Genomic DNA, 21,126 nt, shown 5'->3' with positions numbered 1-21,126 from the left:
CACTCCCCTCGATGAAGGGCGGCGCCGTTTCTCATGTCCGCGAAAGGCATGCCGATGACGCAGAACCGGCCCCTGGCCCGGGTCACCACCTGGTTCGACCTGAAGGCCGCACCGTATTTCCTGGTCTCCCCGTACTTCATCCTCTTCTCCATCTTCGGGCTCTTCCCGCTCGGCTTCACCGTCTGGGTGTCGCTGCACGACTGGGAACTCGCCGGAGACCGGGAGTGGATCGGGTTCGAGAACTACACCGAGCTGATCGGCGACGCCGACTTCTGGAACTCGGTGATCAACACGCTGGGCATGTTCGTCATGGCGACGATCCCCCAGCTCCTCCTGGCCCTCATGCTGGCCAACGCGCTGAACAAGCGGATGCGGTTCCGGTTGCTGTACCGGCTCGGCGTCCTCGTCCCGATGGTGACCTCGATCGTCGCCGTGGCGGTGGTCTTCGGCCAGCTCTTCGCCCGTGACTACGGTGCCTTCAACTGGCTCCTCGGCACGGAGGGCCTCGACTGGAAGGCCGAGAAGTGGTCGTCGTGGACCGCCATTTCGGTGATGGTCGACTGGCGCTGGGCCGGCTACAACGCGCTCATCTACCTGGCCGCGATGCAGGCCATTCCGCGCGACCTCTATGAGGCCGCGTCGATCGACGGAGCCTCCTCGCGCAGGCAGTTCTGGCAGATCACGATCCCGATGCTCAAGCCCGCGATCATCTTCACGACGCTGACCTCGACGATCGGCGGACTGTCGCTGTTCACCGAGCCCGTCATGTTCGCGCAGGGCGACGTCGGCGGCGGCTCGCTGGGTCAGTTCCAGACGATCGCCATGTACATGTACGAGATGGCGTTCCGCGAGCGTGAATACGGCTACGCCTCGGCGGTGGCCTGGATGCTGTTCCTGCTCATCGTCCTGGTCTCCCTCATCAGCTTCACGTTCACCCGCCGGATCGGGGGCACCAAGTGAAAGACAACCTCCCCAAGGCGACGGTGCTCACGCGGATCGCGCTCGCCTTCGCGCTGATCCTCTCGGCGTTCCCGATCTACTGGATGTTCATCATCGCCACCCGGGGCAACGACGTCGTCGGCCAGGTGCCGCCGCCGCTGCTGCCGGGCGGCAACCTGGGCGAGAACCTCGAGCGCCTGTGGGACATGCGGGACGCCAACTTCGTCCTCGGCCTCACCAACTCCGCGATCATCGCCACCACGGTGACGGTCTCGGTGGTCGTGCTCAGCACCCTCGCCGGCTTCGCGTTCGCGAAGCTGCGGTTCAAGGGCCGCGACGGGCTGCTCGTCACCGTCCTGCTGACGATGGCGGTGCCGCTCCAGCAGATGGGCATCATCCCGCTCTACATCATGATGGTGAAGCTCGGCTGGACCGACCAGTTGCAGGCCGTCATCCTGCCCTTCCTGGTCAACGCGTTCGGCGTCTTCTTCATGCGCCAGTACGCCGAGCAGGCGATCCCGGACGAGCTGATCGAGGCCGCGCGCGTCGACGGCTGCTCGACCCTGCGGATCTACTGGAGCATCGTGCTTCCGGCGCTGCGCCCGGCCATCGCGGTCCTCGGCCTGCTCACCTTCATGCAGACCTGGAACGAGTTCATCTGGCCGATGGCCGTGCTCACCCAGTCCAACCCGACGGTGCAGCTGTCGCTGTCCAACCTCAACGGAGCGCACTTCCAGGACTACACGCTGGTCTTCACCGGCACCGCCCTGGCGACGCTCCCGCTGATCGTCATCTTCATCGCGTTCGGCCGCCAGATCGTCGGCGGCATCATGGAAGGAGCCGTCAAGTAATGGCTACTCGGGGGTTCCCTGAAGGCTTCGCCTGGGGCGCGGCTACCGCGGCGTACCAGATCGAGGGCTCCGTGACGGCCGACGGCCGCGGCGCGTCCATCTGGGACACGTTCGCGCACACGCCCGGCAAGGTCATGAACGGGGAGAGCGGCGACGTCGCGGTCGACCACTACCACCGCTACGCCGACGACGTGGCGCTCATGGGGTCGCTCGGGCTGAACGCCTACCGCTTCTCCCTGTCGTGGCCGCGGATCCAGCCCGGCGGCCGCGGGGTGAACGGCGCCGGCCTGGACTTCTACAAGCGGCTCGTCGACGCACTGCTGGAGCAGGGGATCACCCCCTACGCGACGCTCTACCACTGGGATCTTCCCCAGGAGATCGAGGACGCGGGCGGCTGGCCCGAGCGCGACACCGCCTACCGCTTCGCCGAGTACGCGCAGATCGCGCACGAGGCGCTGTCGGACCGGGTGAAGCACTGGATGACGGTGAACGAGCCCTGGTGCGCGGCCTTCCTCGGCTACGGCTCGGGCGACCACGCCCCGGGCATCCGCTCCTCGGCCAAGGCGGTGCGGGCGGCGCATCACCTGCTGCTCGCGCACGGGCTCTCCGCTCCGCTGCTCAAGGGCAACGACTGCCTTGTGGGCGCCGCGCCGAACCTGTACGCGGTGTCCCCGGCCTCGGACTCCGAGGCCGACGCCGACGCGGCCCGCCGGATCGACGGCCTGCAGAACCGCTTCTTCCTGGACGCGCTCCTGCGCGGCTCCTACCCGCAGGACGTGGTCGAGGACCTCGCGCCCTTCGGGTTCGCCGACGCCGTCCAGCCCGGTGACCTCGACCTGATCGGGGGCAAGGTCGACTTCCTCGGGATCAACTACTACTCGCGGCACACGGTGTCGGCCGACCCCGACGCCGCGGGCATGGTGGCCACGTCGCCGTTCGCCTCGGCCTCGCCGTGGCCGGGCGCCGAGAACGTCGCGTTCGTCAGCGCGGGCCGTCCGGTGACCGACATGGGGTGGGAGGTGGACCCGGGCGGGCTCCACGAGATCCTCACCCGCGTGGCCAAGGAGTACCCGTCGGTCCCGCTGTACATCACGGAGAACGGCGCCGCCTACGTCGACGAGGTCGTCGATGGAACGGTCGATGACGGCGAGCGGCTGGAGTACATCGAGGCGCACCTCGCGGCCTGCCACGACGCGATCGCCGACGGGGTCCCGCTGAAGGGCTACTTCGCGTGGTCCTTCCTCGACAACTTCGAGTGGGGCTGGGGTTACGGCAAGCGTTTTGGCATGGTTTATGTCGATTACGACACTCAGGTCCGTATTCCGAAGTCGAGCGCGCACTGGTACGGCCGGGTGGCCCGGCACAATGGTCTGTCGTGAACAACCAGCGTCCCACCCTGGAGGCGGTGGCCGCGCGCGCCGGCGTCGGGCGCGGCACCGTCTCCAGGGTGGTCAACGGCTCTCCCAAGGTCAGCCCACAGGCTCGTGAGGCGGTCCTGAAGGCGATCGAGGAACTGGGCTACGTGCCCAACCCGGCCGCCAGGACCCTCGTCACCCGCCGGACCGACACCGTCGCCCTCGTGGTGTCGGAGTCGGAGGAGCGGATCTGGGGGGAGCCGTTCTTCGCCGGGATCATCCGCGGCATCAGCGGCGGCCTCGCCGAGACCGGGTTCCAGCTCCTGCTGGCGATGTCCCAGTCCGAGGCCGACCGCGAACGGCTCACCCGCTACCTGACGGGCCAGCACGTCGACGGCGCGCTGCTGCTCTCACTGCACGGCGACGACCCGCTGCCGCGCAGGCTGGAGGAGCACGGCCTGCCGACGGTCCGGGCCGGCACGGCCCCGGGCGACTCCTCGGGGTCGTACGTGGACGCCGACAACACCGGCGGCGCCCGGCTCGCGGTGGAGCACCTCCTCGGCCGCGGAAGGTCCCGGATCGTCACCATCGCCGGACCTCAGGACATGGGCGTGGGCGTGGACCGTCTCGCGGGCTACCGCGAGGCGCTGGGCGGCGAAGGCCATGTCGCCTATGGGGACTTCTCCGAGGAGGGCGGCGCGGCGGCCATGCGCGACCTCCTCGCACGCGTGCCGGACCTCGATGCGGTCTACGCGGCCTCCGACCCGATGGCGATCGGCGCGATGCGCGAGCTGCGCCTGTCGGGCCGGTCGGTGCCCGAGGACGTGGCGGTGGTCGGGTTCGACGACTCGGCGTCCGCGCGCTTCACGGCGCCTCCGCTGACGTCGGTGCACCAACCTGTGGAGGAGATGGGCCGGGCGATGGCGGAGTTGCTCCTCGCGCGGATCCAGGGCAAGGAGATCTCGTCCCATGTCGTGATCCTGGACACCTACCTTGTGGTGCGGGAGTCCAGCTGAGGCGGTTTATGGACAATCCCTACTTGACATATGGACTTTCCCTTTTAGCAAAACTTCATCAGGATCTTCTTGGGTTTGCCCGAATTTACGCCTATCCTCGCCTGACATGTTCCAAGAATCCTCCGCCTCTCGTGCAACCTTCGGTCAAGCTCAGGTGTCCGGACACGTGAGCGAGGCGCGGCGGCCCGTTTTCGTCGGGGGGTGCCCGAGGTCCGGCACCACCCTTCTGCGCAGCATGCTGAACAGCCACCCCGAGCTGGCCATCCCCCACGAGACGTACTTCGTGGTCCCGGCCTGGCGTCGCCGCGACGCCTTCGGTGACCTGACCGTGGAGGCCGAGCGCCGCGCGGTCGCCCAGTGGATCGTGGACACCCCCAAGACCCGCTACGCCAGGCTCTCGCTGACCGAGGACGAGCTGTCGGACGCCCTCGCCGCCGCACCGCCCACCATCGGCTCCCTGATGGCCGCCGCCTTCGCCGCGTCGGCCGAGAAGCAGGGCAAGCCGCGCTGGGGCGACAAGCGCCCGTCCTACATCACCAACATGAGCGCGGTCTACGGGCTGTTCCCCAACGCCCAGTTCGTCAACATCATCCGCGACCCGCGCGGCGCGATCTCCTCGATGAAGCGGATCGGCTGGAGCTGGGGCGGCCTGCCGTCGGCCACCGACATGTGGACCCGCTCGATCGAGTCCGCCGACACCTGGCGCCGCCGCCTCGGCCCGGACCAGTACATGAACATCTACTACGAGGACCTGGTGACGTCCCCCGAGGTCGTCGTCGCGCAGCTCGTCGCCTTCCTCGGGCTCGACCCCGCGGGCACCGACGCGATGCTGCACCACCACGAGGCGAAGGACATCCCCACCGGAACGCCCTTCACCGAGGTCGCCAAGCCCGTCAACACCGACGCGATGCGCACCTGGGAGAAGGAGCTGACGGCCGAGGACCTCGCGTTCATCGACCACGTCGCCGGCCCGATCCTGACCAAGCACGGCTACGACCTCGCCGCCCCCCTCGGCGCGGCCCCGGACGCCGAGAAGCTGCGCAAGCTCCGCAAGATCCGCAGCCGCCGCTCCGGCGAGATCCGCAAGCGCCAGGCCGTCGAGCTCAAGCGCAAGTTCACCTACCGCCGCCCCGCGGCCTCCCGCCTTCACCTGGACGACGCGGAGGGCTGACACTGGGAGGGTGGAGTACCGGGAGCGCGCGGCGCCCGGGGGAGTCCTGTGGCGCAACGGACTCCCCGGGCCCCATCGTGTGCTGCCGGACGGCTGCCTCGACCTGCTGTGGACCGGTGACGCCCTGGCCGTCGCCGGTCCGGACACCCGCTTCCGGCTCGTGCCGGAAGGGGGCGGGCCCGTCACGGGGCTGCGGTTCACACACGGCGCGGGACCCGCCGTCCTCGGGCTGCCCGCCTCGGCGCTGACGGACCGGGTCGTCCCCCTCGCGGACCTGTGGGGAGAAGGCGAGGCGCGGCGTTGGGCCGAACGCCTCGCCGAGGCGCCCGCGCCCGGAAGGGTGCTGGCTTCGCTCGCCGCCCAACGGCTGGCCGGGGCCGCGCCGGACCCCGTCGCCGCCGAGCTGTTCGCCGGTCCGCTCGCGCCCGTCGCCGCACTCGCCGACCGGCTGGGGCTGAGCGAGCGCCAGTTGCACCGACGCGCCCTCGCCTCCTTCGGCTACGGCCCGAAGACGCTGGCGCGCATCCGCCGCCTCAGCGGCGCGCTCGGCCTCCTGCGCGCCGGGTCGCCGCCCGCCGAGGCCGCCGCGCGGTGCGGCTACGCCGATCAGGCCCACCTCGCGCGCGAGGCCAAGCAGATGACCGGCCTTCCCCCGTCGGCCTTCCGTCCGCCAAGAGCCGGCTGACGCTGGAGCGGGCTGACGCTGGAGCGGGCTGACGCTAGAGCGGGCTGAAGAGGTCGACGCCGTTGCCATCCGGATCATGGACGATCGCGTACCGCTGGCCCCAGGGCGCGTCCCAAGGCTCCTTGCCGTGGTGGCCCGCCGCCTCCAGCTCCCGGTAGGCGGCGTCGACCTCGGCGGGCGAGTCGAACGCGAACGCGAGGCTCACCCGAGGCGAGCCCTGCGGGGCCGTCCACTCCGGGGCGAAGCCCCTGATCGTCTCGACGGTGTCCCAGGCGAGCCGCAGCCCGCCCGGCAGGACCGCCTCGACGTGCGGCGCGGCGTCGGCCTCGGCCGGAAGGTCGAGCCCGAGCCGCCGGTAGAAGGCCAGCGACGCCGCCATGTCGGCGACGACGAGGCCGATGAGATCGAGGTGAGCTTTCATACCGCCCACGCTAGGCGGCGGCCGGGCGCCCGTCTTGAAGGAATCAGACGTGTCGCCCGGCCGCCGCGTGGGCTACTTCACCCGGTACGGCAGGCCGTTGTTGCCGGGCTTGCCGCCCTGCGGGATGCGGACGAGCTGCGGGTCGTGGTCGCTGGCCTTCTCGGCGAACTCGACGTTGATGTGGACGACGCCGTAGCGGAAGCTGCGGATCGACGGGCTGACCAGGATGTGGTCGAGCACCTGGGAGTTGCCGTCGTAGATGTAGCTGTAGCGCTCGTTCTCCGGCAGCGTGTCGATCAGCGGCTGCAGCGCCTCGCCGCCGCCGGTGAGGGCGTCCATGACGGGCGAGAACTGGTAGTCGTTGATGTCGCCGAGCACGACGACCTCGGCCTTGCCCTTGCTGAGCCGGTCCAGGTCGCCGACGAAGGCGTTGACCTCGGCGGCCTGCTTGAGGCGCTGCACCTCCGAGGAGCGCACGGGCGGCTGGGTGCGGCCGTGCAGCGGCTGGTCGCCGCCCTTGCTGTTGAAGTGGTTGGCGACGACGAAGATCTGCCGGTTGCCGAACGTGAACTCGCCGACGAGCGGCTTGCGGCTGTCCTCCCACGCGTCGCTGGTCGGGTCGATGCGGCCGGGGGAGACCGACAGCGAGACCTTGTTGCCCTTGCCCTCGACGACCGAGACCGCCGTCGTGGAGTCGCCGCCGGCCCTGTCGACGAACTCGACGCCGCGCGCCGGGTTGAACAGGAACACCTGGCGGATGTTGCCGCCCTCCGCGCCGCCGTCCTTGTGCGCGACGGGGTCGATCTGGCGCCACTCGTAGGCGGGGCCGCCCGCGGCCTGGATCGCCGCGGTGAACTTCTGGAGGGTCTCGTCGGCGGCGACGGTCATGTCGTCGGTTCCGCCCGCGGTGCCGCTGTTGTCCTGGATCTCCTCCAGGGCGACGATGTCGGGCGAGCCGAGGTTCCCAACGATTCCTTCGGCGAGCTGCGCGAACTTGGCGGCCCCGTCCTTCGCCGAGAGGTTCTCGACGTTGTAGGTGGCGATGCCGATCTCCTTGCTCCCGGCCGGGAGCGGCTCGACGACCTGGCGCTGGACGCCGCCGTCCTGCTCGGCGCCGAAGACCGACGCGTGGATCGAGTAGCCGCCGTAGTTCTGGTAGTGCAGCGGGCCCGAGGAGGTGCCGGTGAGGGTGTCGCCGACGTCGACGGAGGGCGCGACGCCGATCGCGTGGAGCTGGATGCGGCCGCTGTTGGGGTCGTCGTAGCCGGTGTAGACGGTGCCGCCGCGCGGGGACGGGTTCTGGTCGGCGCGGGTCTGCACCCAGATCTCGTTGTGGGCGGTGGCCGAGACGACGGGCACGTCGGTGACGGACACGACCATGCCCTCGTGCGCCTCCAGCCAGTCGAGGGCGGTGGCCGAAGGATCGACGGCGAGGTCGTCGAGGTACCCGTCGACGCTGTACTCCTCCGGCATCTCGACCGGAGCGGCCGCGGGCACGGGGTTGCCGGAAGAGACGCGGGTGTAGACCGGGGCGGTCACCTCGGTGAGCGTCTGGTTGGCGGAGGTGGTCGGGTAGTACTCCTTGACCACTCCGGTCACCAGTACGGCGTCGCCGACGGCCACTGAAGGCGCGTAGTTCCCCGTGTAGACGAACACGCCCTCGCTGGTCGCGGGGTCGGAGTCGGGCGCGGTGTCCTGGATCCAGAACCCGTCGGAGGTGACGGCGGTGACCACGCCGGGCACGCCGGTGACCTTCTGGTCCTTGACGGGCGAGACGCGTCCGGCGCCCTGCACGTCGTGGATGCGCTTGTCGCCCGGCTCGGTGGGGGGCTCCTCGGTGCCGCCGCCGGGCGTCACCTGGAGCATCTGGCCCGCCGCGTTGGTCGGGTTCGGGAGTTGGACGAGGAAATCGGCCGAGTTGTCGTCGGTGTCGGGCAGCCCTTCCCTGCGGCCGGCCGAGGCGTTGTTCGCGAGCGTGCCCGTCGCCGACGTTTCACGTATGACTGCCGTGCCGTAGCCGACGAGGTCCTTGATGGTGGTGACCGCGGCGCAGTCGATGAGGGTCTTGCAGGTGAGCGGCGCGGTGCCCTGGACCAGCGCGACGACGCCGCTGCCGGCCGCCATCGGGATGGTCCCCGTCACGTCGGGGGCGGGCAGCGCCACGGCGGTGGCCGAGCCGCCGTCGGCCTCCTTGACGAGGAAGCGCTTGCCCGCGGCGACGCTCCCGCTGAGGGGCGTGACCTGCCACTGGGTGCTGGCGCTCGGGCTCGCGGGCGCGTACTGGAGGCTGTAGCCGGTGAGGTCGAACGGCGCGGTCCCCTTGTTCGCGAGTTCGATGAAGTCGCTCTTCAGGACCGAGCCGGAGTTGCCTCCGCCGCCGTACACCTCGGCGATGAGCAGGTCCGCGGACGCGGCCTGCGCGGGGGGCGCGAACGCCAGGGCGACGGGCAGGCTCGCGGTCGCGAGCAGCCAGCCGAAACGGGACGTCCTGTGGGACGTCGCGTGAGGGGTTGCCACGGAATCTCCTTGGGGGCATCGGAGGCGGGGGAGATCTCCCGCGCCAGAATGCTTCGCCCCAGCCTTGGGCAACAGTGGCTATTCGCCCGAGATGTCCGGCGAGAGTGATCTCTCATTAGGAGGTTTCCACAACTCGTGTCACCTCATGTACGCCTGGCCACGGGAATTCACCCGGAGATGCCCGGAAGTTCGGAGAGCGACACCGTACTGTTCTCCGAACCGCCGGGTCCAGTGTTCGCCGAGGTCAGCGCGGCAGCCTGCCGAGGACGTCCCCGGCCTCCTTCATCACCCTGTCGATGAGCTCCGCGCACGACGGCAGGTCGTCGATGAGCCCGACGACCTGGCCGGACGCCATCACGCCGAGGTCCGCGCGGCCGTCGACCATCGCCGCCTTGAGCAGCATCGGCGTGTTGGCGGCCATGAGCACCTGCGCCCAGGTCAGCTCCCTGCCGTGCTTCATCCGCTGCCCCTCGCGGATCATCGCCGCCCACGACAGACCCGACAGGCGCTTGAAGCGCGCGGCGTTGGCGACCGCGCGCAGCAGCCCGGTGACGGGCCCTGCCGACTCCAGCCGGGCGACCAGATCGGAGCTCAGCACCCGGTGCGGCATCCCGTCGACCCGCGTCGTGACGACGGTGTCGCGCACGCCCTTGCCGAGGTAGACGTCCTTGACCTCCTGCGCGACGGGCGAGTCGGAGGTGAGCAGGAACCTTGTGCCCATCGCGACCCCGGCCGCGCCGTACGACAGGGCGGCGACCAGGCCGCGCCCGTCGAAGAAGCCGCCCGCCGCGATGACCGGGATGTCCACCGCGTCGACGACATCGGGCAGCAGCACCGTGGTCGGGACGGGCCCTGTGTGGCCGCCGCCCTCGCCGCCCTGCACGATGACCGCGTCCGCGCCCCACGCCGCGACCTTCTCGGCGTGCCGCCGCGCCCCGATCGAGGGGATGACGACGACGCCCGCGTCCTTCAGCGTGCCGATGAGCTTCTGGGACGGGGCCAGCGCGAACGACGCGACCTTCACCCCTTCGTGGATCATCAGCTTGACCCGCTCGGCCGCGTCGTCGGCGTCGGAGCGGATGTTCACGCCGAACGGCGCGTCCGTGCGCTCCTTGACGGTGTGGATCGCCTTGGCGGTCTCCTCCAGGTTCAGCGTGGAGGCCGCGATGATGCCGAGCCCTCCGGCCGCCGAGGTGGCGGCGGCCAAGCGCGCTCCGGCGACGTACCCCATGCCGGTCTGCACGATCGGGTACTTGATGCCGGTGAGTTCCGTCAGCGCGGTCTTCAAGCCTTGACCTCCCGCTCCCGGATGCCCTTGGGGTCGAGGACCTCGCGCATGAGGCGGAGCTCCTCGACCGTCGGCGTGCGGGTCTCGGGGACGTCGTCGGGGATCGCCAGCGCGAAGCCGGTCGCGGCCACCACGTCGTCCACGGTCACGCCCGGGTGGACCGAGCGCAGCCGCAGCGAGCCGTCGGGGGTCGCGAAGTCCAAGACCGCCAGGTTCGTCACCACCCCGCGGAGCCGGAACGCGCCCCGGTCGTTCCCGACACCGGAGACATAGTCCACCTTGTCCACGAAGACGCGGGTGGAGTGGCGCGGCACCCAGAAGCTCGTCGGGTTCAGCCGGGTGTTGCCGGGCGCGCCGCGCGAGCCGAGGAGCTGCGACTTCGGCCGGTCGTGCGGGCCGATGTGGCTGATGTTGCAGTTGCCGAAACGGTCCATCTGGGACGGGCCGAGCCACACGTGCCGCCGCCCGTTCAGCACCAGCCACAGGTGCTCGCGGAACGGCAGCCAGCCCTCGACGTCGCCCGCGGGCGCGCCCAGCGGCACCGGCTCGGCCGTCAGGTAGGGGCCGCCGTCGGTGGTGAGCAGCCCCGGCTCGAACGTGGCGCGCGCCAGGCGCGCGCCGAGCGCCGGGGTCATGCCCGCGACCGCCGCTGCCACGATCTCGCCGTCGCCGCGGAACAGGTCGGCGCAGGCCGCCGCGCACACTTCGGCGCGGGTCGCCGCGCTCGTCTCCGACAAGGTCGCTTCGCTCATCGCCCTCTCCTCTCCCGTCACTGCTCTTCACGCCAGGCGCGGACGGCGGCCTGGTAGGCGGCCTCGTCGCCGTCGAGGAAGCGGGCGCGGAACGCCGCCCAGCCCTCCGGCGACCCGGCGGCCTCGACGTAGTGGCGCTGGAACGCCTCGTCGCGGCGGTCGTCGTCGCCGGTGGTGAAGTGCGACCCGTTCGGCGTCTCCACGACGCCCTCGACCTGCGCCCGGCTCACCAGGAGCGCCTGGACGGGCCCCTCCTTGAGCAGGTCGGCGGTGTCGACGAGCTTCTCGCAGCTCACGTACGCGCGGTCGGCGGCCTTGGCGTACAGATCGTCGAAGTAGGGGTCGCCGCCGAGGTACAGGGCGTTGCCCCGGGAGTCGGCCCGCTGGAGGTGGACGAAGGAGACGTCCATCTTCAGGGCGGGCACGGCGATGAGCTCCTGGCCGCCGTAGGGGTCGGCCACCGTCTTGAGCCCGGGGTTGGTCGCCAGGACGTCCGAGCCGAGGCCCGCGGGGGTGGGCAGGAAGGGCAGCCCGTGCGCCGCGGCGTACAGGCCGAACATGAACATGCCCTCGTCATACTCCTCGAACTCTATGGAGCCGCTCTGGCGGGCCTGCCTGAAGTGCGGCTCCAGCGCGATCGAGTCGAGCGTGACGAACGGGGCGACCAGCTTGCGGATCTTCCCGGCCGCGCAGAGGAGGCCGACGTCCGCGCCGCCGTAGGAGATGACCGTAAGGTCGCGCACTGGGGAGTTGCACAAGGCTCGGATCAGAGCCATGGGCTTGCGGCGCGAACCCCAGCCGCCGATGCCGAGGGTCATCCCGCTCTCCACCGAGCCGACGATCTCCTCGACCGTCATCTGCCGTCCCATCAGCGCTCCCGGGAGACGAAGGCGTCGCGGTGCTTGTCGCCCGCGCCGGCGAGGTTCAGTTCGAAGGTGAAGCCCTGCTCGAACCGGTAGGACCGCTTGACGTCCACCGGGTCGATGCCGTTCAGCGACTCCTTGGCCCGCCGGATGACGAACGGGTCCTTCTCGGCGATCTGCCCGGCGATCTCCAGCGCGGCGTCGCGCAGCGCCTCGCGCGGCACCACGGTGTGCACCGAGCCGAAGGCGTGCAGCTGCTGGGCGGTCGCGGTGCGGGCCGTGTAGACCATCGCGCGCATCAGATGCTGCGGCACGAGGCGGGCCAGGTGGGTGGCCGCGCCGAGCGCGCCCTGGTTGACCTCGGGAAGGCCGAAGGTGGCATCGTCGGAGGCGACGATGACGTCGGCGTTGCCGACGAGGCCGATGCCGCCGCCGAGGCAGAAGCCGTGCACGGCGGCGATGACCGGCACCTCGCACTCGTAGACCGCGGCGAACGCGGCGTAGCAGCCGCGGTTGGCGCCCAGCAGCGCCTCGAAGCCCTCGGTGCGCTGCATCTCCTTGATGTCCACGCCCGCGTTGAAGCCGCGGCCTTCGGCGCGCAGGACCACCGCGCTGATCTGCGGGTCCCGCCCGGCGGCGGTGATCGCGTCGGCCAGCTCGTACCAGCCCTTGACGGTCAGCGCGTTCACCGGCGGCGCGTCCATGACGACCTCGGCCACCCCGGGCGCGGGCGTCGCTTGCGTGATCCCCATGCACATCCTCTGCGGTACGGGCCGCCGGCAGGGCGCCGGGGCGGGGCACTCTGTTTTACCTAACGCTTGCTTGGTACCGTAGCACGCGGCGAACGAGGAGGGTCAGTTGAGCGTCGGCACGCTTGTCCACGACTACACGGGCCGGGTGGCGCTGGTCACCGGGGGTACGCGGGGGCTCGGCGCGGGCATCGCGCGGGCCTTCCAGGAGGCCGGAGCACGCGTCGTCGTCTGCGCCCGCAAAGCCGCCGGGAGGGTCGAGGGCGAGAAAGCCCCCGGGCACTTCCTTCCGTGCGACGTACGCGACCCCGAAGACGTCGCGAGGCTCATGGAGGACATCCGCGCCGAGTACGGGCGGCTGGACGTCGTGGTGAACAACGCGGGAGGCGGGCCCTACGCACCCGTCGCGGAGGCGCCGCCCCGCCTTCTCCAGCGCGTCATCGAACTCAACCTCCTCGGGCCCCTGTACGTCGCGCAGGCCGCCCACCCCCTGATGGACGAAGGCGCGATCGTCATGGTCGGCAGCGTCAGCGGGACCAGGCCGTCGCCGGGCACGTCGGCGTACGGGGCGGCCAAGGCGGGGCTGCACCACCTCGCCGCGTGCCTCGCCGCCGAGTGGGCGCCCAAGGTGCGCGTCAACACCGTCGTCGTCGGGCTCGCCGAGAGCGGCGACGACCAGGCCGAGCACTACGGCGGCGAAGAGGTCCTGCGCGCCATCCGGGCCACCGTGCCCGCCGGACGCCTCGCCACTCCCGCCGACGTCGCCGCCGCCTGTCTTTACCTCGCCTCCGCCCCGCACGTCACGGGAAGCACCCTGACGCTCGACGGCGGCGGCGAACAGGCCGCCTGGCAGCACCTCGTCCAGAACGCCGGGTCCTGACAGCACCAGCACCAGCATCGAGTACGAAGGAGAGCGCACCCATGCTCTGTGAAGGCCGGGTCGTCATCGTCACCGGGGCCGGACGCGGGATCGGCCGCGAACACGCCCTGGAGTTCGCGCGGCAGGGCGCCAAGGTCGTCGTCAACGACCTCGGCACCACCCTCGCCGGCGGCGGGCGCGCCAGCGACGTCGCCGAAGCGGTCGTGGCCGAGATCAAGGACCTCGGCGGCGAGGCCGTCGCCAACGGCGACGACATCGCGAGCTGGGACGGCGCCGCGGGGCTGATCCGCACCGCCGTGGAGACCTTCGGCGGCCTCGACGTCCTGGTGAACAACGCCGGATTCGTCCGCGACAGGATGCTGGTCTCGATGAGCGAGACCGAATGGGACGACGTCGTCCGCGTCCACCTCAAGGGCCACTTCGCCCCGCTCAGGCATGCCGGAGCCTACTGGCGTGAGGAATCCAAGGCGGGCAGGCAGCCCGACGCGCGCGTCATCAACACCTCCTCCGGGGCCGGACTTCTCGGCTCCGTCGGGCAGGGCAACTACGGCGCGGCCAAGGGCGGCATCGCCACCCTGACCCTCATCGCCGCCTCCGAGATGGCCCGCTACGGCGTCACCGTCAACGCCATCGCCCCCGCCGCGCGCACCCGGATGACCGAGGACGTGTTCGTCGACATGATGGCCAAGCCCGACAGCGGCTTCGACGCCATGCACCCCGGAAATGTCTCGCCGCTCGTCGTCTGGCTCGGCAGCGCCGCGTCAGCGCACGTCTCGGGGCGGGTCTTCGAGGTCGAGGGCGGCATGATCGGCGTCGCCGACGGCTGGCGGCACGGCCCCCGGCTCGACCGCGGCGCCCGCTGGGAGCCCGCCGAGGTCGGCGCGGCCGTCGACGGGCTCCTCGCCGAGGCCGCCATGCCCGAAGCCGTCTACGGCGCAGGCTGAGGCCTCCTCAAGGCGCGCGTGCAGCGTGCGCAGCAACTCATCGCTCTGCGCGGTGAGCCTGTCGATCGTCGGGACGGCGAGCTCATCGCGCACGGTGTCGGCGAGCAGGTCGTCGTACTCGCGGGCGTGCGCGCCGAGGTCCTCCAGCCTGCGGCAGGCGCGCAGCGCCGCGTCGGCCTCGCGGGTGCGCGCGGCGTACCGCTCCAGCGCCTCCACCCGGCGCGTCACCGCGGCCACCGAGAGCGCCAGCTTGGCCTGCTGCGGCTCCAGCGCCGCCTGGAGCGCCGCGACCTCGGCGACCTCCGAGGCGGTCGAGAGCGCCGTCGCGTCGCGGCGCAGGCGGGTCTGCCGGGCCAGCACCTGGGCGATCTCCCACTCCTGGCGGGGCAGCTCCAGCGCCGGGTCGCGCTCCTCGAGGAGCCCCTCGCGCACGACGAGCGCGTCCTTGACGGTCTCGGCGGCCCGCTGGGCGCGGACGAGAAGCGCCGCGGCCTCGGAGTCGAAATCGTCCTCGGTGAGGTACTTGTCGCCGCGGACGCGCAGGGCTCCGTCGCGCCGCACCTCGTCGATCAGCCGGCGGATGCCGAACGCCATGAAGATGAGCGGCAGGCCCAGCAGCCACTGCTCGCCCGAGAACAGCAGGCACACGCCCACGCCGAACAGTGCGAGGACGAACGGGGCGCCCCGCGCGACGAGGCCGCGCCGCGCCACCACCGCGTCGAGCTCATCGCGCAGGTCAGGATCGGCCACCGGCCGCGGCCTGGCCCGCTCGGCGCGCTCGGCCTGGACCGGGGACACCCGCACCCAGGTCGACGGCACATGCGTCTCGAAAGCGAAGTCGTCCGGCGAGATCTCCACCTCCGCCGGTCCCGGCTCCAGCGGCCACGCCCCCGAAGGCTCGTCCCCCGACGGCCCCCCGAACAGCACCCACCACCCGCCCTTGCCGTCGCTGCACCGGTACCGCCCGGCCTGCACGTCGATTCCGACGAAGAACGTCCCCGTCCCGGGAATCTCTCCGGCCACCCCGCCCTCCCGATGCCCTCGCCCCCCAAACCGGCGTCAACGCCTCATCTACCCACGCCCCCACGATCTATGACCCCAAAACCCCGAATCCTTCCCCGCGAACCCGCCTCCCACTCCCTCCCGATGCACCCGCCCCACCCGGCCCACCAGCACCCCGCCGAAGCATCCCTGAGACGGTTCCAGCCGAAGCCGCCCGCGCGAGCACGACGGTCGCCTGCGTCGCGGGCCGGGAGGGTCGTGGTGCGGCCTGCGGGTGCGGCGGGAGGCGCTAGCGGGTGCGGAGCAGGTAGAGGGTGTAGGCGGCGAGGGTGACGGAGTCGGTGATGACGCCCTCGCGGAGCATCTTCTCGAGGTCGTCGGAGGGGAAGAGGCGGTGGTCCATCTCCTGCTCGGTGAGCTCGCGGGCGGGTGGGCCGGGGGTGAGGTCGCGGGCGACGAAGACGTCGCATTCCTGGCTGGTGAGGCCGGGGGCGATCGCGATGCGGCCCAGGTGCTCCATGGAGGCGGCGCGCAGGCCCGTCTCCTCGGCGAGTTCGGCGCGGGCCAGCTCCACGCCGGGCGGGCCGTCGTGCGGCCAGGTGCCCTGCACGAACTCCCACGAGCGGCGGCCGAGCGGGTAGCGGAACTGCTCGACGAGGTGGAAGCCGCCGCCCTCGACGGCGATCACGCACGCCGCCGTCGGCTTGTCGACGACCGAGTAGACGCCGGGGGAGCCGTCGGGGTGGACGACGCCGTCCTCGCGCAGGCTCATCCACGCGTTCCGGTAGATCTCACGGGTGCTCGTCGTCCGCATCCGTCCCATCCTGCCCTATAACCTCGGGGGATGAGCGATCACCCGCCCGTCGTGCACGACGATCCCGAAGGCGAGCCCCCCTGGGCGATGCAGCTCGCGATCCGGGCGGAGAAGGCCGAGCCGCCGTCGCACGAGGCGGTGTGCGAGGCGGCGGCCTCGGCCGTCGTGCACCTGCTGGCCGACGAGCGCTTCACCGACGCCGTGGAGCGCTGGGAGGACGGCCGCATCCGCAAGGTGACCCGGCGCGCCCGCGGCGCGCGCTGGCGCGAGGTGAGCGAGCTGGCCGGGGTCACCGTCGCGCGCGGCGGGGCCGAGGTCCGCGCGTTCCCGCCGGGCCCGGTCACCGAGGTGCCGCCCGGCATCGCCAAACTCCAGATCGCCGGCACCGACCTGGACCGCGCCGAGACCGAGGAGCCGCCCGCCCCTTACGCGGCGCTCGTGCACAACCCGGAAGCCAAGATGAGCACGGGCAAGGCCGCCGCCCAGTCCGGCCACGCCGCCCACCTGCTCTACCGCACCCTCCCGGACGCCGAGCGCGCCGCCTGGCTCGCCGCGGGCGCCCCCGTCCACTTCCTGGGCTTCCCCTGGGACGAGGCGGTGGCCCGCGCCACCGTCCACATCCGCGACGCCGGCTACACCGAGGTCGCCCCCGGCACCATGACCGCCGTCGCCTGGCTCGTCACGTCCTGACGCGCCTCAGACCGGCGGGCCCGGAGCGGGGCCCGGAGTTCGCACCGGCCCTGGCCGACGGTCAGCGCTGCCAGCGGTTGAGCGTGTTGAGCGCGAACTCCTGGGTGCGCGACATGGACTGGGGCGCGGGCTGCGGCGCGGGAGCGGCGCCCGGAGCCGGGTGCCCGGCCGGGACGGACGCGGCGGCCTGCGCCGCGGCCCCCGCCTTGACGCTGAAGGCGTACGACAGGAAGAGGACGACCCCGAAGAGCACCGTGTAGAGCAGGTGCTCCACCAGCGTGCCGTACGCCCCGGAAACGACGTCCAGGACGGCCAGCACGGCGAACGAGCCCGTCCAGAGCGCCAGCACGGGCAGGAACAGGACGCTGCGCCTGCGCCGCATCGCTTCCGCGGTGGCGATGAGCAGCCCGACCTGGACGGCCTTCACGGCGATGAGCAGCGGTCCGGCGAGCGCGTCGGAGGTGTACTCGGCGAGCTCCTGCTTGCGGTCGGCGAAGCCGACCTGCCCGAGGGCGAGGGTGACCAGCGAGTACACGATCAGGAAGAGCGCGACGGCGTAGTGCTGCCTGTGCCAGGACGCCGGGGCGGGCCGGGCGGGGGCGGCCTCTCCGGCGGGAGGCTGGGCGAAGGGCTGAGGCACGGGAGGAGCCTGATAGCCCTGTGGGGGCTGCTGAGGAGGGTAGGGGGCTTGCGGCGCCCATCCCTGCGGCGCCTGCGGCTGCGGGGGAGCCTGCTGGGGCTGCGGCGCGGCCTGCGGGGCGTCCTGGCGGGTCTCGTACAGGGACTGGCCTTGCGCGGGCTGCTGCTGCGGCTGCTGCGGGATCTGGAACTGCGTGCCGTAGGCGGGGCGTCCGGTCGGCTGCGCGTACGGGGAGTCCGGCGGCAGCGCGAACTTCCCCTGCTCCTGCGGCGGCCTGGGCGACCCCGCGACGGGCACGTCGAAGGACGTCGCCGGAGGCGCCTCGCTTCGGGCGGGTGGCGTGTTCTCCGCCGGCGCGGAGTCGCTCACGGTCGCCTGGACGTCGAAGGAGGTCTCCGGCGCGGCGGGAGTCGGCGGGGATGAGGGGAGCGGCACCGGAACGGTCTTGTCGGAATCCTGCGCTTCCGGGGTGGGAGCTGCCCCTTGGCGCGGGAGCGGGGTGTCGCTCCTGGTCTCGTACGGGTCGGTCGCCATCGCCTCGCCCTTCGTCTGTGTCGCCGTGAAGAACCTATCTCGGGGACGGCCACTCGGCAGCCCCGTCCAGGTCCCTCCGCTTCTAGTCCCTTAGGAGGGTCCGTGAACTAGATGCGGCGATGGCGCTTGCGGGTTCGCGCTCCCGCCGGAATCGTGTGCGACGTCGGGCCACGCGATTCTGTGTGGAAAGTGAGCTACGGGAATGCCTGACACCACGGGGACACCCGCGTCGTCGGAGACGCGGGTCGCTTATCTGGAGAAGCTCGGCGACGAACTCGTCGGGCGCGGACTGCGGGTGAGGTTGACGGTGCCGCTCGGCACCCAGCCGAGCCTGCACGTGATGAACCCTGCCGCCTCGGCTCTGACGGAGAACATCCTTGCCGAGCAGGGCGCGGACGGGTGGTGGTTCTGGTGGTCGTGGGCCGAGCGCATCGCGCAGGCCAACGACGTGCCCGCCGCCGCGGAAAGGGTCGCCCAGGTGCTCTCGGCCGACAAGGGCCAGTGACTCGGCGGTGTTCCACACACAAGGTGGAACACCGCTCTTCTGGCCCTCGGCCTCAGCCGTCGAGGCGACCGGCCTTGACGCGGGCCACGAACGACCCGAACTCGCCCGCCGACAGCGTCAGGTGCGCGCCTGGGTTCTTGGAGTCCCGGACCAGGGTGGCGTTCGGGGTGTTCGTGGAGAGCTCGACGCATTCGCTGTTGCCCAAGTCGCCCTGGCTGCGGCTGCTCTTACGCCACTCGATCATCGTGCATCGTCTCCATGATCTGCTTGATGAGTGCCAGCGAGTCTCCCTCGGAGAGGGCGACCCCCCGAATCTCATCAAACCGTAGTGCCAGCTTCCAGGTCTCGGTCCGGTCCTGGATGAGCCGTCCGCCGAACTGCGCCTCCACCCAGCCGACGCGGCTAAGCTCCGGCGTGGTGAGGATGACCAGCGCGCCGTCGAGACCGGGGTGCTGCGGTGCGCTCAGCGGTGTCACTTGAATGTGCACATGGGGCATCGCGCCCATCGTGAGGAGATGGGCGAGCTGCTCGCGCATCACGTCGGGTCGCTCGCGCGTGCGGACCAGCGCCGCCTCGTCGATGACCGCGAAGAGATGGGCTGGATCGTCCTGGCGCGTCAGGATGTCGCGTCGGCCGAGCCTTCTGGCGATGTTCTCCTCGTCCTGCGCACCCGGGTCCGCGATGAGGCGCATGTAGTCCTCGGTCTGGAGCACCCCGGGAATGAACGAGGGCTGATAGGTGCGCATCTCCCGCGCCGTGGGTTCGTGTTCGACGTACGCCTGGAACCAGCTCGCGAGGTGCTCCCGCTGGCATTGCTCGCGCAGGTTCCGCAGGTACAGGCCGGTGTCGAAGTACCCGTCGAGCGCCGCGCAGTTCTCGTCGTCGGGCAGCGCCCGCACGTTCTCCCAACCGGTATAGGTCTCCCGAGCCACGAAGATCGCGCGGGCCACCTCCAACTGGGTGACCTTCTTGAACTGCCGCAGCACCCGGAGCGTGTCCGCGAAGTGCGAGTGCAGTGTCTGCGCCGCGTCCGGCCCTTCCACCCGCCCCGAAATATCGTATATCTGGGACATATCACCACCCCTCAGTGGTATCCGGACGGTCACCGTCCGTTCGGTCCCGAGCGTAATCCCAGGCCTCGCCGCCCGGTGCGGAGATCCGAATCGCCGCCCGACTCCCGTCAATCACCCCGGGTGCGGCGGGTTCACCACGTTCTCCACCCATATGGTCGAGACGCTGCACCTCGCGTCGCACACCTCGCGGGCCAACGCGCTCGCCGACCTGCTGCTCCTGCTCGTCGCCTGCACCGTCGCCGCCGAGCTCCTCTTCTGGCTCGGCGGCTGACGGTCAGCGGGGCAGGCCGAGGGTGCGTTCGGCGATGATGTTGCGCTGGATCTCGCTGGAGCCCGCGTAGATGGTGTCGGAGCGGCTGAACAGGCCGATGCGCTGGAGTTCCGACAGGTCGTACGGCGCGTCTTCGGCGAGGAGGCCGGCGGGGCCCGCGGCGTCGAGGGCGATCTCGCCCAGACGGCGGTGCCATTCGGACCAGAAGAGCTTGGCCACGGCGACTTCGGGGCCGGGCTCGCCCGCGCCCAGGGAGCGCATGGTGCGCAGCGCGTTGAGGCGCATCAGCTCCAGCTCCGACCACGAACGCACGAGGCGGTCGCGCAGCTCCGGGAGCGTGCCGTGCGCTCGGGCGACGGCGACGACGGCCTCGAACTCGCGGCGGAACCCGATCTGCTGGCCCAGCGTGGACGCGCCGCGCTCGTAGCCGAGGGTCGCCATCGCCACCCGCCAGCCTTCGCCGGGCTTGCCGACGATGTTCGCGGCGGAGGTGCGGGCGCCGTCGAAGAAGACCTCGTTGAACTCGCTGGTGCCGGTCGGCTGGATGATCGGGCGGACCTCGATGCCGTCCTCGCGCATGGGGACGAGCAGGTACGAGAGGCCCTTGTGGCGCTGGGAGCCGGGTTCGGTGCGGCAGACGACGAAGCACCAGTCGGCGACGTGCGCGAGCGACGTCCAGACCTTCTGACCGGTGATGACCCACGCGTCCCCGTCCAGGACCGCCTTCGTCTGCACGTTGGCGAGGTCGGAGCCGGCGTTGGGCTCGGAGTAGCCCTGGCACCACAGCTCGTCGCCGCGGACGATCGGCGGCAGGAAGCGCGCGCGCTGCTCGTCGGTGCCGTAGTCGATGATGGTCGGGCCTATGAGGCCCTCGCCTATGTGGCCCAGCCTGTGCGGCGCGTGGGCCCTGGCGTACTCCTCGAAGAAGACGACCTGCTCGGCGAGCGTCGCCTCCCGGCCGCCGTACTCCTTCGGCCAGCCGAGGCATGTCCAGCCGTTCGCCCCGAGGTGCTTCTCCCAGGCGAGCCTGATGTCGAAGCCCTCGTGCTCGCGGCCGGGCCCGCCGAGGCCGCGCGCCTCGCGGTAGTCGCCTTCGAGGCTCGTGGTGAGGAAGTCGCGCACTTCGGCGCGGAATCCGTCCTCGGCGTTCGGGACGCTCATCGGCC

22 protein-coding genes are annotated in these 21,126 nt (G+C 71.2%); 11 read left to right on the top strand and 11 right to left on the bottom strand.

The features are described from left to right. Positions 1-54 precede the first annotated feature (54 nt). From ACYVOM_RS00730 to ACYVOM_RS00705, 6 genes are all read left to right on the top strand, one after another. Positions 55-960, top strand: coding sequence for a carbohydrate ABC transporter permease (locus ACYVOM_RS00730; RefSeq protein WP_460301206.1), 906 nt, complete (start codon positions 55-57; stop codon positions 958-960). Further along, positions 957-1,790, top strand: coding sequence for a carbohydrate ABC transporter permease (locus ACYVOM_RS00725; RefSeq protein WP_460301205.1), 834 nt, complete (start codon positions 957-959; stop codon positions 1,788-1,790). Before ACYVOM_RS00730 ends, ACYVOM_RS00725 begins: the two co-directional genes overlap by 4 nt. Next, positions 1,790-3,169 (top strand): GH1 family beta-glucosidase, encoded by a 1,380-nt coding sequence (locus ACYVOM_RS00720; protein WP_460301204.1) that lies wholly within the window; start codon positions 1,790-1,792, stop codon positions 3,167-3,169. The genes ACYVOM_RS00725 and ACYVOM_RS00720 overlap by 1 nt, the downstream gene beginning before the upstream one ends. Beyond that, on the top strand, positions 3,166-4,161 hold the full coding sequence (locus tag ACYVOM_RS00715) for a LacI family DNA-binding transcriptional regulator (protein ID WP_460301203.1): 996 nt from the start codon (positions 3,166-3,168) through the stop codon (positions 4,159-4,161). The genes ACYVOM_RS00720 and ACYVOM_RS00715 overlap by 4 nt, the downstream gene beginning before the upstream one ends. A 106-nt stretch (positions 4,162-4,267) precedes the next feature. Then, positions 4,268-5,332, top strand: a complete 1,065-nt coding sequence (locus tag ACYVOM_RS00710; RefSeq protein WP_460301202.1) for a sulfotransferase family protein — start codon at positions 4,268-4,270, stop codon at positions 5,330-5,332. A gap of 10 nt (positions 5,333-5,342) precedes the next feature. After that, on the top strand, positions 5,343-6,017 hold the full coding sequence (locus tag ACYVOM_RS00705) for a helix-turn-helix transcriptional regulator (RefSeq protein WP_460301201.1): 675 nt from the start codon (positions 5,343-5,345) through the stop codon (positions 6,015-6,017). Between the two features lie 34 nt (positions 6,018-6,051). Here ACYVOM_RS00705 and ACYVOM_RS00700 read toward each other — a convergent pair whose 3' ends face one another. From ACYVOM_RS00700 to ACYVOM_RS00675, 6 genes are all read right to left on the bottom strand, one after another. Beyond that, positions 6,052-6,438, bottom strand: coding sequence for a VOC family protein (locus ACYVOM_RS00700; RefSeq protein WP_460301200.1), 387 nt, complete (start codon positions 6,436-6,438; stop codon positions 6,052-6,054). Positions 6,439-6,510: 72 nt separating this feature from the next. Then, the gene (locus ACYVOM_RS00695; RefSeq protein WP_460301199.1) at positions 6,511-8,955 is read right to left on the bottom strand and encodes a lamin tail domain-containing protein; all 2,445 of its coding nucleotides are present in this window, start codon (positions 8,953-8,955) and stop codon (positions 6,511-6,513) included. 244 nt (positions 8,956-9,199) lie between these two features. Next, positions 9,200-10,243, bottom strand: coding sequence for an NAD(P)H-dependent flavin oxidoreductase (locus ACYVOM_RS00690; RefSeq protein ID WP_460301198.1), 1,044 nt, complete (start codon positions 10,241-10,243; stop codon positions 9,200-9,202). Then, complete coding sequence (locus ACYVOM_RS00685) at positions 10,240-10,995, bottom strand: CoA-transferase subunit beta (RefSeq protein WP_460301197.1); 756 nt, start codon at positions 10,993-10,995, stop codon at positions 10,240-10,242. The genes ACYVOM_RS00690 and ACYVOM_RS00685 overlap by 4 nt, the downstream gene beginning before the upstream one ends. A 17-nt stretch (positions 10,996-11,012) precedes the next feature. After that, positions 11,013-11,864 (bottom strand): CoA transferase subunit A, encoded by an 852-nt coding sequence (locus tag ACYVOM_RS00680; protein ID WP_460301196.1) that lies wholly within the window; start codon positions 11,862-11,864, stop codon positions 11,013-11,015. Further along, the gene (locus ACYVOM_RS00675; protein ID WP_460301195.1) at positions 11,864-12,610 is read right to left on the bottom strand and encodes an enoyl-CoA hydratase family protein; all 747 of its coding nucleotides are present in this window, start codon (positions 12,608-12,610) and stop codon (positions 11,864-11,866) included. The genes ACYVOM_RS00680 and ACYVOM_RS00675 overlap by 1 nt, the downstream gene beginning before the upstream one ends. Positions 12,611-12,716: 106 nt before the next feature. Here ACYVOM_RS00675 and ACYVOM_RS00670 point away from each other — a divergent pair, with 106 nt between their 5' ends. Further along, a complete protein-coding gene (locus ACYVOM_RS00670; RefSeq protein WP_460301194.1) occupies positions 12,717-13,487 on the top strand; it encodes an SDR family oxidoreductase in 771 nt (256 codons plus the stop codon). Between the two features lie 41 nt (positions 13,488-13,528). Then, positions 13,529-14,431 (top strand): SDR family oxidoreductase, encoded by a 903-nt coding sequence (locus ACYVOM_RS00665; RefSeq protein ID WP_460301193.1) that lies wholly within the window; start codon positions 13,529-13,531, stop codon positions 14,429-14,431. A gap of 1,291 nt (positions 14,432-15,722) precedes the next feature. Here the strand turns inward: ACYVOM_RS00665 and ACYVOM_RS00660 are convergent. Beyond that, positions 15,723-16,247, bottom strand: coding sequence for an NUDIX domain-containing protein (locus tag ACYVOM_RS00660; RefSeq protein ID WP_460301192.1), 525 nt, complete (start codon positions 16,245-16,247; stop codon positions 15,723-15,725). 30 nt (positions 16,248-16,277) lie between these two features. On the opposite strand from ACYVOM_RS00660, the gene ACYVOM_RS00655 reads away from it, so the two are divergent. Continuing rightward, a complete protein-coding gene (locus ACYVOM_RS00655) occupies positions 16,278-16,937 on the top strand; it encodes a peptidyl-tRNA hydrolase (RefSeq protein ID WP_460301191.1) in 660 nt (219 codons plus the stop codon). 61 nt (positions 16,938-16,998) lie between these two features. Here ACYVOM_RS00655 and ACYVOM_RS00650 read toward each other — a convergent pair whose 3' ends face one another. Beyond that, positions 16,999-18,111 (bottom strand): hypothetical protein, encoded by a 1,113-nt coding sequence (locus ACYVOM_RS00650; RefSeq protein ID WP_460301190.1) that lies wholly within the window; start codon positions 18,109-18,111, stop codon positions 16,999-17,001. Positions 18,112-18,313: 202 nt separating this feature from the next. Here ACYVOM_RS00650 and ACYVOM_RS00645 point away from each other — a divergent pair, with 202 nt between their 5' ends. After that, a complete protein-coding gene (locus ACYVOM_RS00645; RefSeq protein ID WP_460301189.1) occupies positions 18,314-18,616 on the top strand; it encodes a hypothetical protein in 303 nt (100 codons plus the stop codon). A gap of 52 nt (positions 18,617-18,668) precedes the next feature. On the opposite strand, the gene ACYVOM_RS00640 is transcribed toward ACYVOM_RS00645, so the two are convergent. Together ACYVOM_RS00640 and ACYVOM_RS00635 are read right to left on the bottom strand one after the other, a co-directional pair. Next, on the bottom strand, positions 18,669-18,860 hold the full coding sequence (locus ACYVOM_RS00640; protein ID WP_460301188.1) for a DUF397 domain-containing protein: 192 nt from the start codon (positions 18,858-18,860) through the stop codon (positions 18,669-18,671). Next, positions 18,844-19,659: a helix-turn-helix domain-containing protein gene (locus ACYVOM_RS00635; RefSeq protein WP_460301187.1), complete on the bottom strand. Its 816-nt coding sequence runs from the start codon at positions 19,657-19,659 to the stop codon at positions 18,844-18,846. The genes ACYVOM_RS00640 and ACYVOM_RS00635 overlap by 17 nt, the downstream gene beginning before the upstream one ends. Here ACYVOM_RS00635 and ACYVOM_RS00630 point away from each other — a divergent pair. Beyond that, positions 19,577-19,960: a CrcB family protein gene (locus tag ACYVOM_RS00630; protein ID WP_460301186.1), complete on the top strand. Its 384-nt coding sequence runs from the start codon at positions 19,577-19,579 to the stop codon at positions 19,958-19,960. The genes ACYVOM_RS00635 and ACYVOM_RS00630 overlap by 83 nt on opposite strands. Positions 19,961-19,963: 3 nt before the next feature. On the opposite strand, the gene ACYVOM_RS00625 is transcribed toward ACYVOM_RS00630, so the two are convergent. Further along, positions 19,964-21,121, bottom strand: a complete 1,158-nt coding sequence (locus ACYVOM_RS00625; RefSeq protein ID WP_460301185.1) for an acyl-CoA dehydrogenase family protein — start codon at positions 21,119-21,121, stop codon at positions 19,964-19,966. Between the last annotated feature and the right edge of the window lie 5 nt (positions 21,122-21,126).

Source organism: Actinocorallia aurea, from assembly GCF_054783995.1.
This window is presented reverse-complemented; position numbering and strand designations above follow the sequence as displayed.

Bases quoted from the DNA above. Each gene is read 5' to 3' on its own strand.
- ACYVOM_RS00730 (WP_460301206.1), top strand. From the start codon at position 55: ATGACGCAGAACCGGCCCCTGGCCCGGGTCACCACCTGGTTCGACCTG.
- ACYVOM_RS00720 (WP_460301204.1), top strand. From the start codon at position 1,790: ATGGCTACTCGGGGGTTCCCTGAAGGCTTCGCCTGGGGCGCGGCTACC.
- ACYVOM_RS00710 (WP_460301202.1), top strand. From the start codon at position 4,268: ATGTTCCAAGAATCCTCCGCCTCTCGTGCAACCTTCGGTCAAGCTCAG.
- ACYVOM_RS00700 (WP_460301200.1), bottom strand. From the start codon at position 6,438: ATGAAAGCTCACCTCGATCTCATCGGCCTCGTCGTCGCCGACATGGCG.
- ACYVOM_RS00685 (WP_460301197.1), bottom strand. From the start codon at position 10,995: ATGAGCGAAGCGACCTTGTCGGAGACGAGCGCGGCGACCCGCGCCGAA.
- ACYVOM_RS00680 (WP_460301196.1), bottom strand. From the start codon at position 11,864: ATGGGACGGCAGATGACGGTCGAGGAGATCGTCGGCTCGGTGGAGAGC.
- ACYVOM_RS00675 (WP_460301195.1), bottom strand. From the start codon at position 12,610: ATGGGGATCACGCAAGCGACGCCCGCGCCCGGGGTGGCCGAGGTCGTC.
- ACYVOM_RS00665 (WP_460301193.1), top strand. From the start codon at position 13,529: ATGCTCTGTGAAGGCCGGGTCGTCATCGTCACCGGGGCCGGACGCGGG.
- ACYVOM_RS00660 (WP_460301192.1), bottom strand. From the start codon at position 16,247: ATGCGGACGACGAGCACCCGTGAGATCTACCGGAACGCGTGGATGAGC.
- ACYVOM_RS00655 (WP_460301191.1), top strand. From the start codon at position 16,278: ATGAGCGATCACCCGCCCGTCGTGCACGACGATCCCGAAGGCGAGCCC.
- ACYVOM_RS00650 (WP_460301190.1), bottom strand. From the start codon at position 18,111: ATGGCGACCGACCCGTACGAGACCAGGAGCGACACCCCGCTCCCGCGC.
- ACYVOM_RS00645 (WP_460301189.1), top strand. From the start codon at position 18,314: ATGCCTGACACCACGGGGACACCCGCGTCGTCGGAGACGCGGGTCGCT.
- ACYVOM_RS00640 (WP_460301188.1), bottom strand. From the start codon at position 18,860: ATGATCGAGTGGCGTAAGAGCAGCCGCAGCCAGGGCGACTTGGGCAAC.
- ACYVOM_RS00625 (WP_460301185.1), bottom strand. From the start codon at position 21,121: ATGAGCGTCCCGAACGCCGAGGACGGATTCCGCGCCGAAGTGCGCGAC.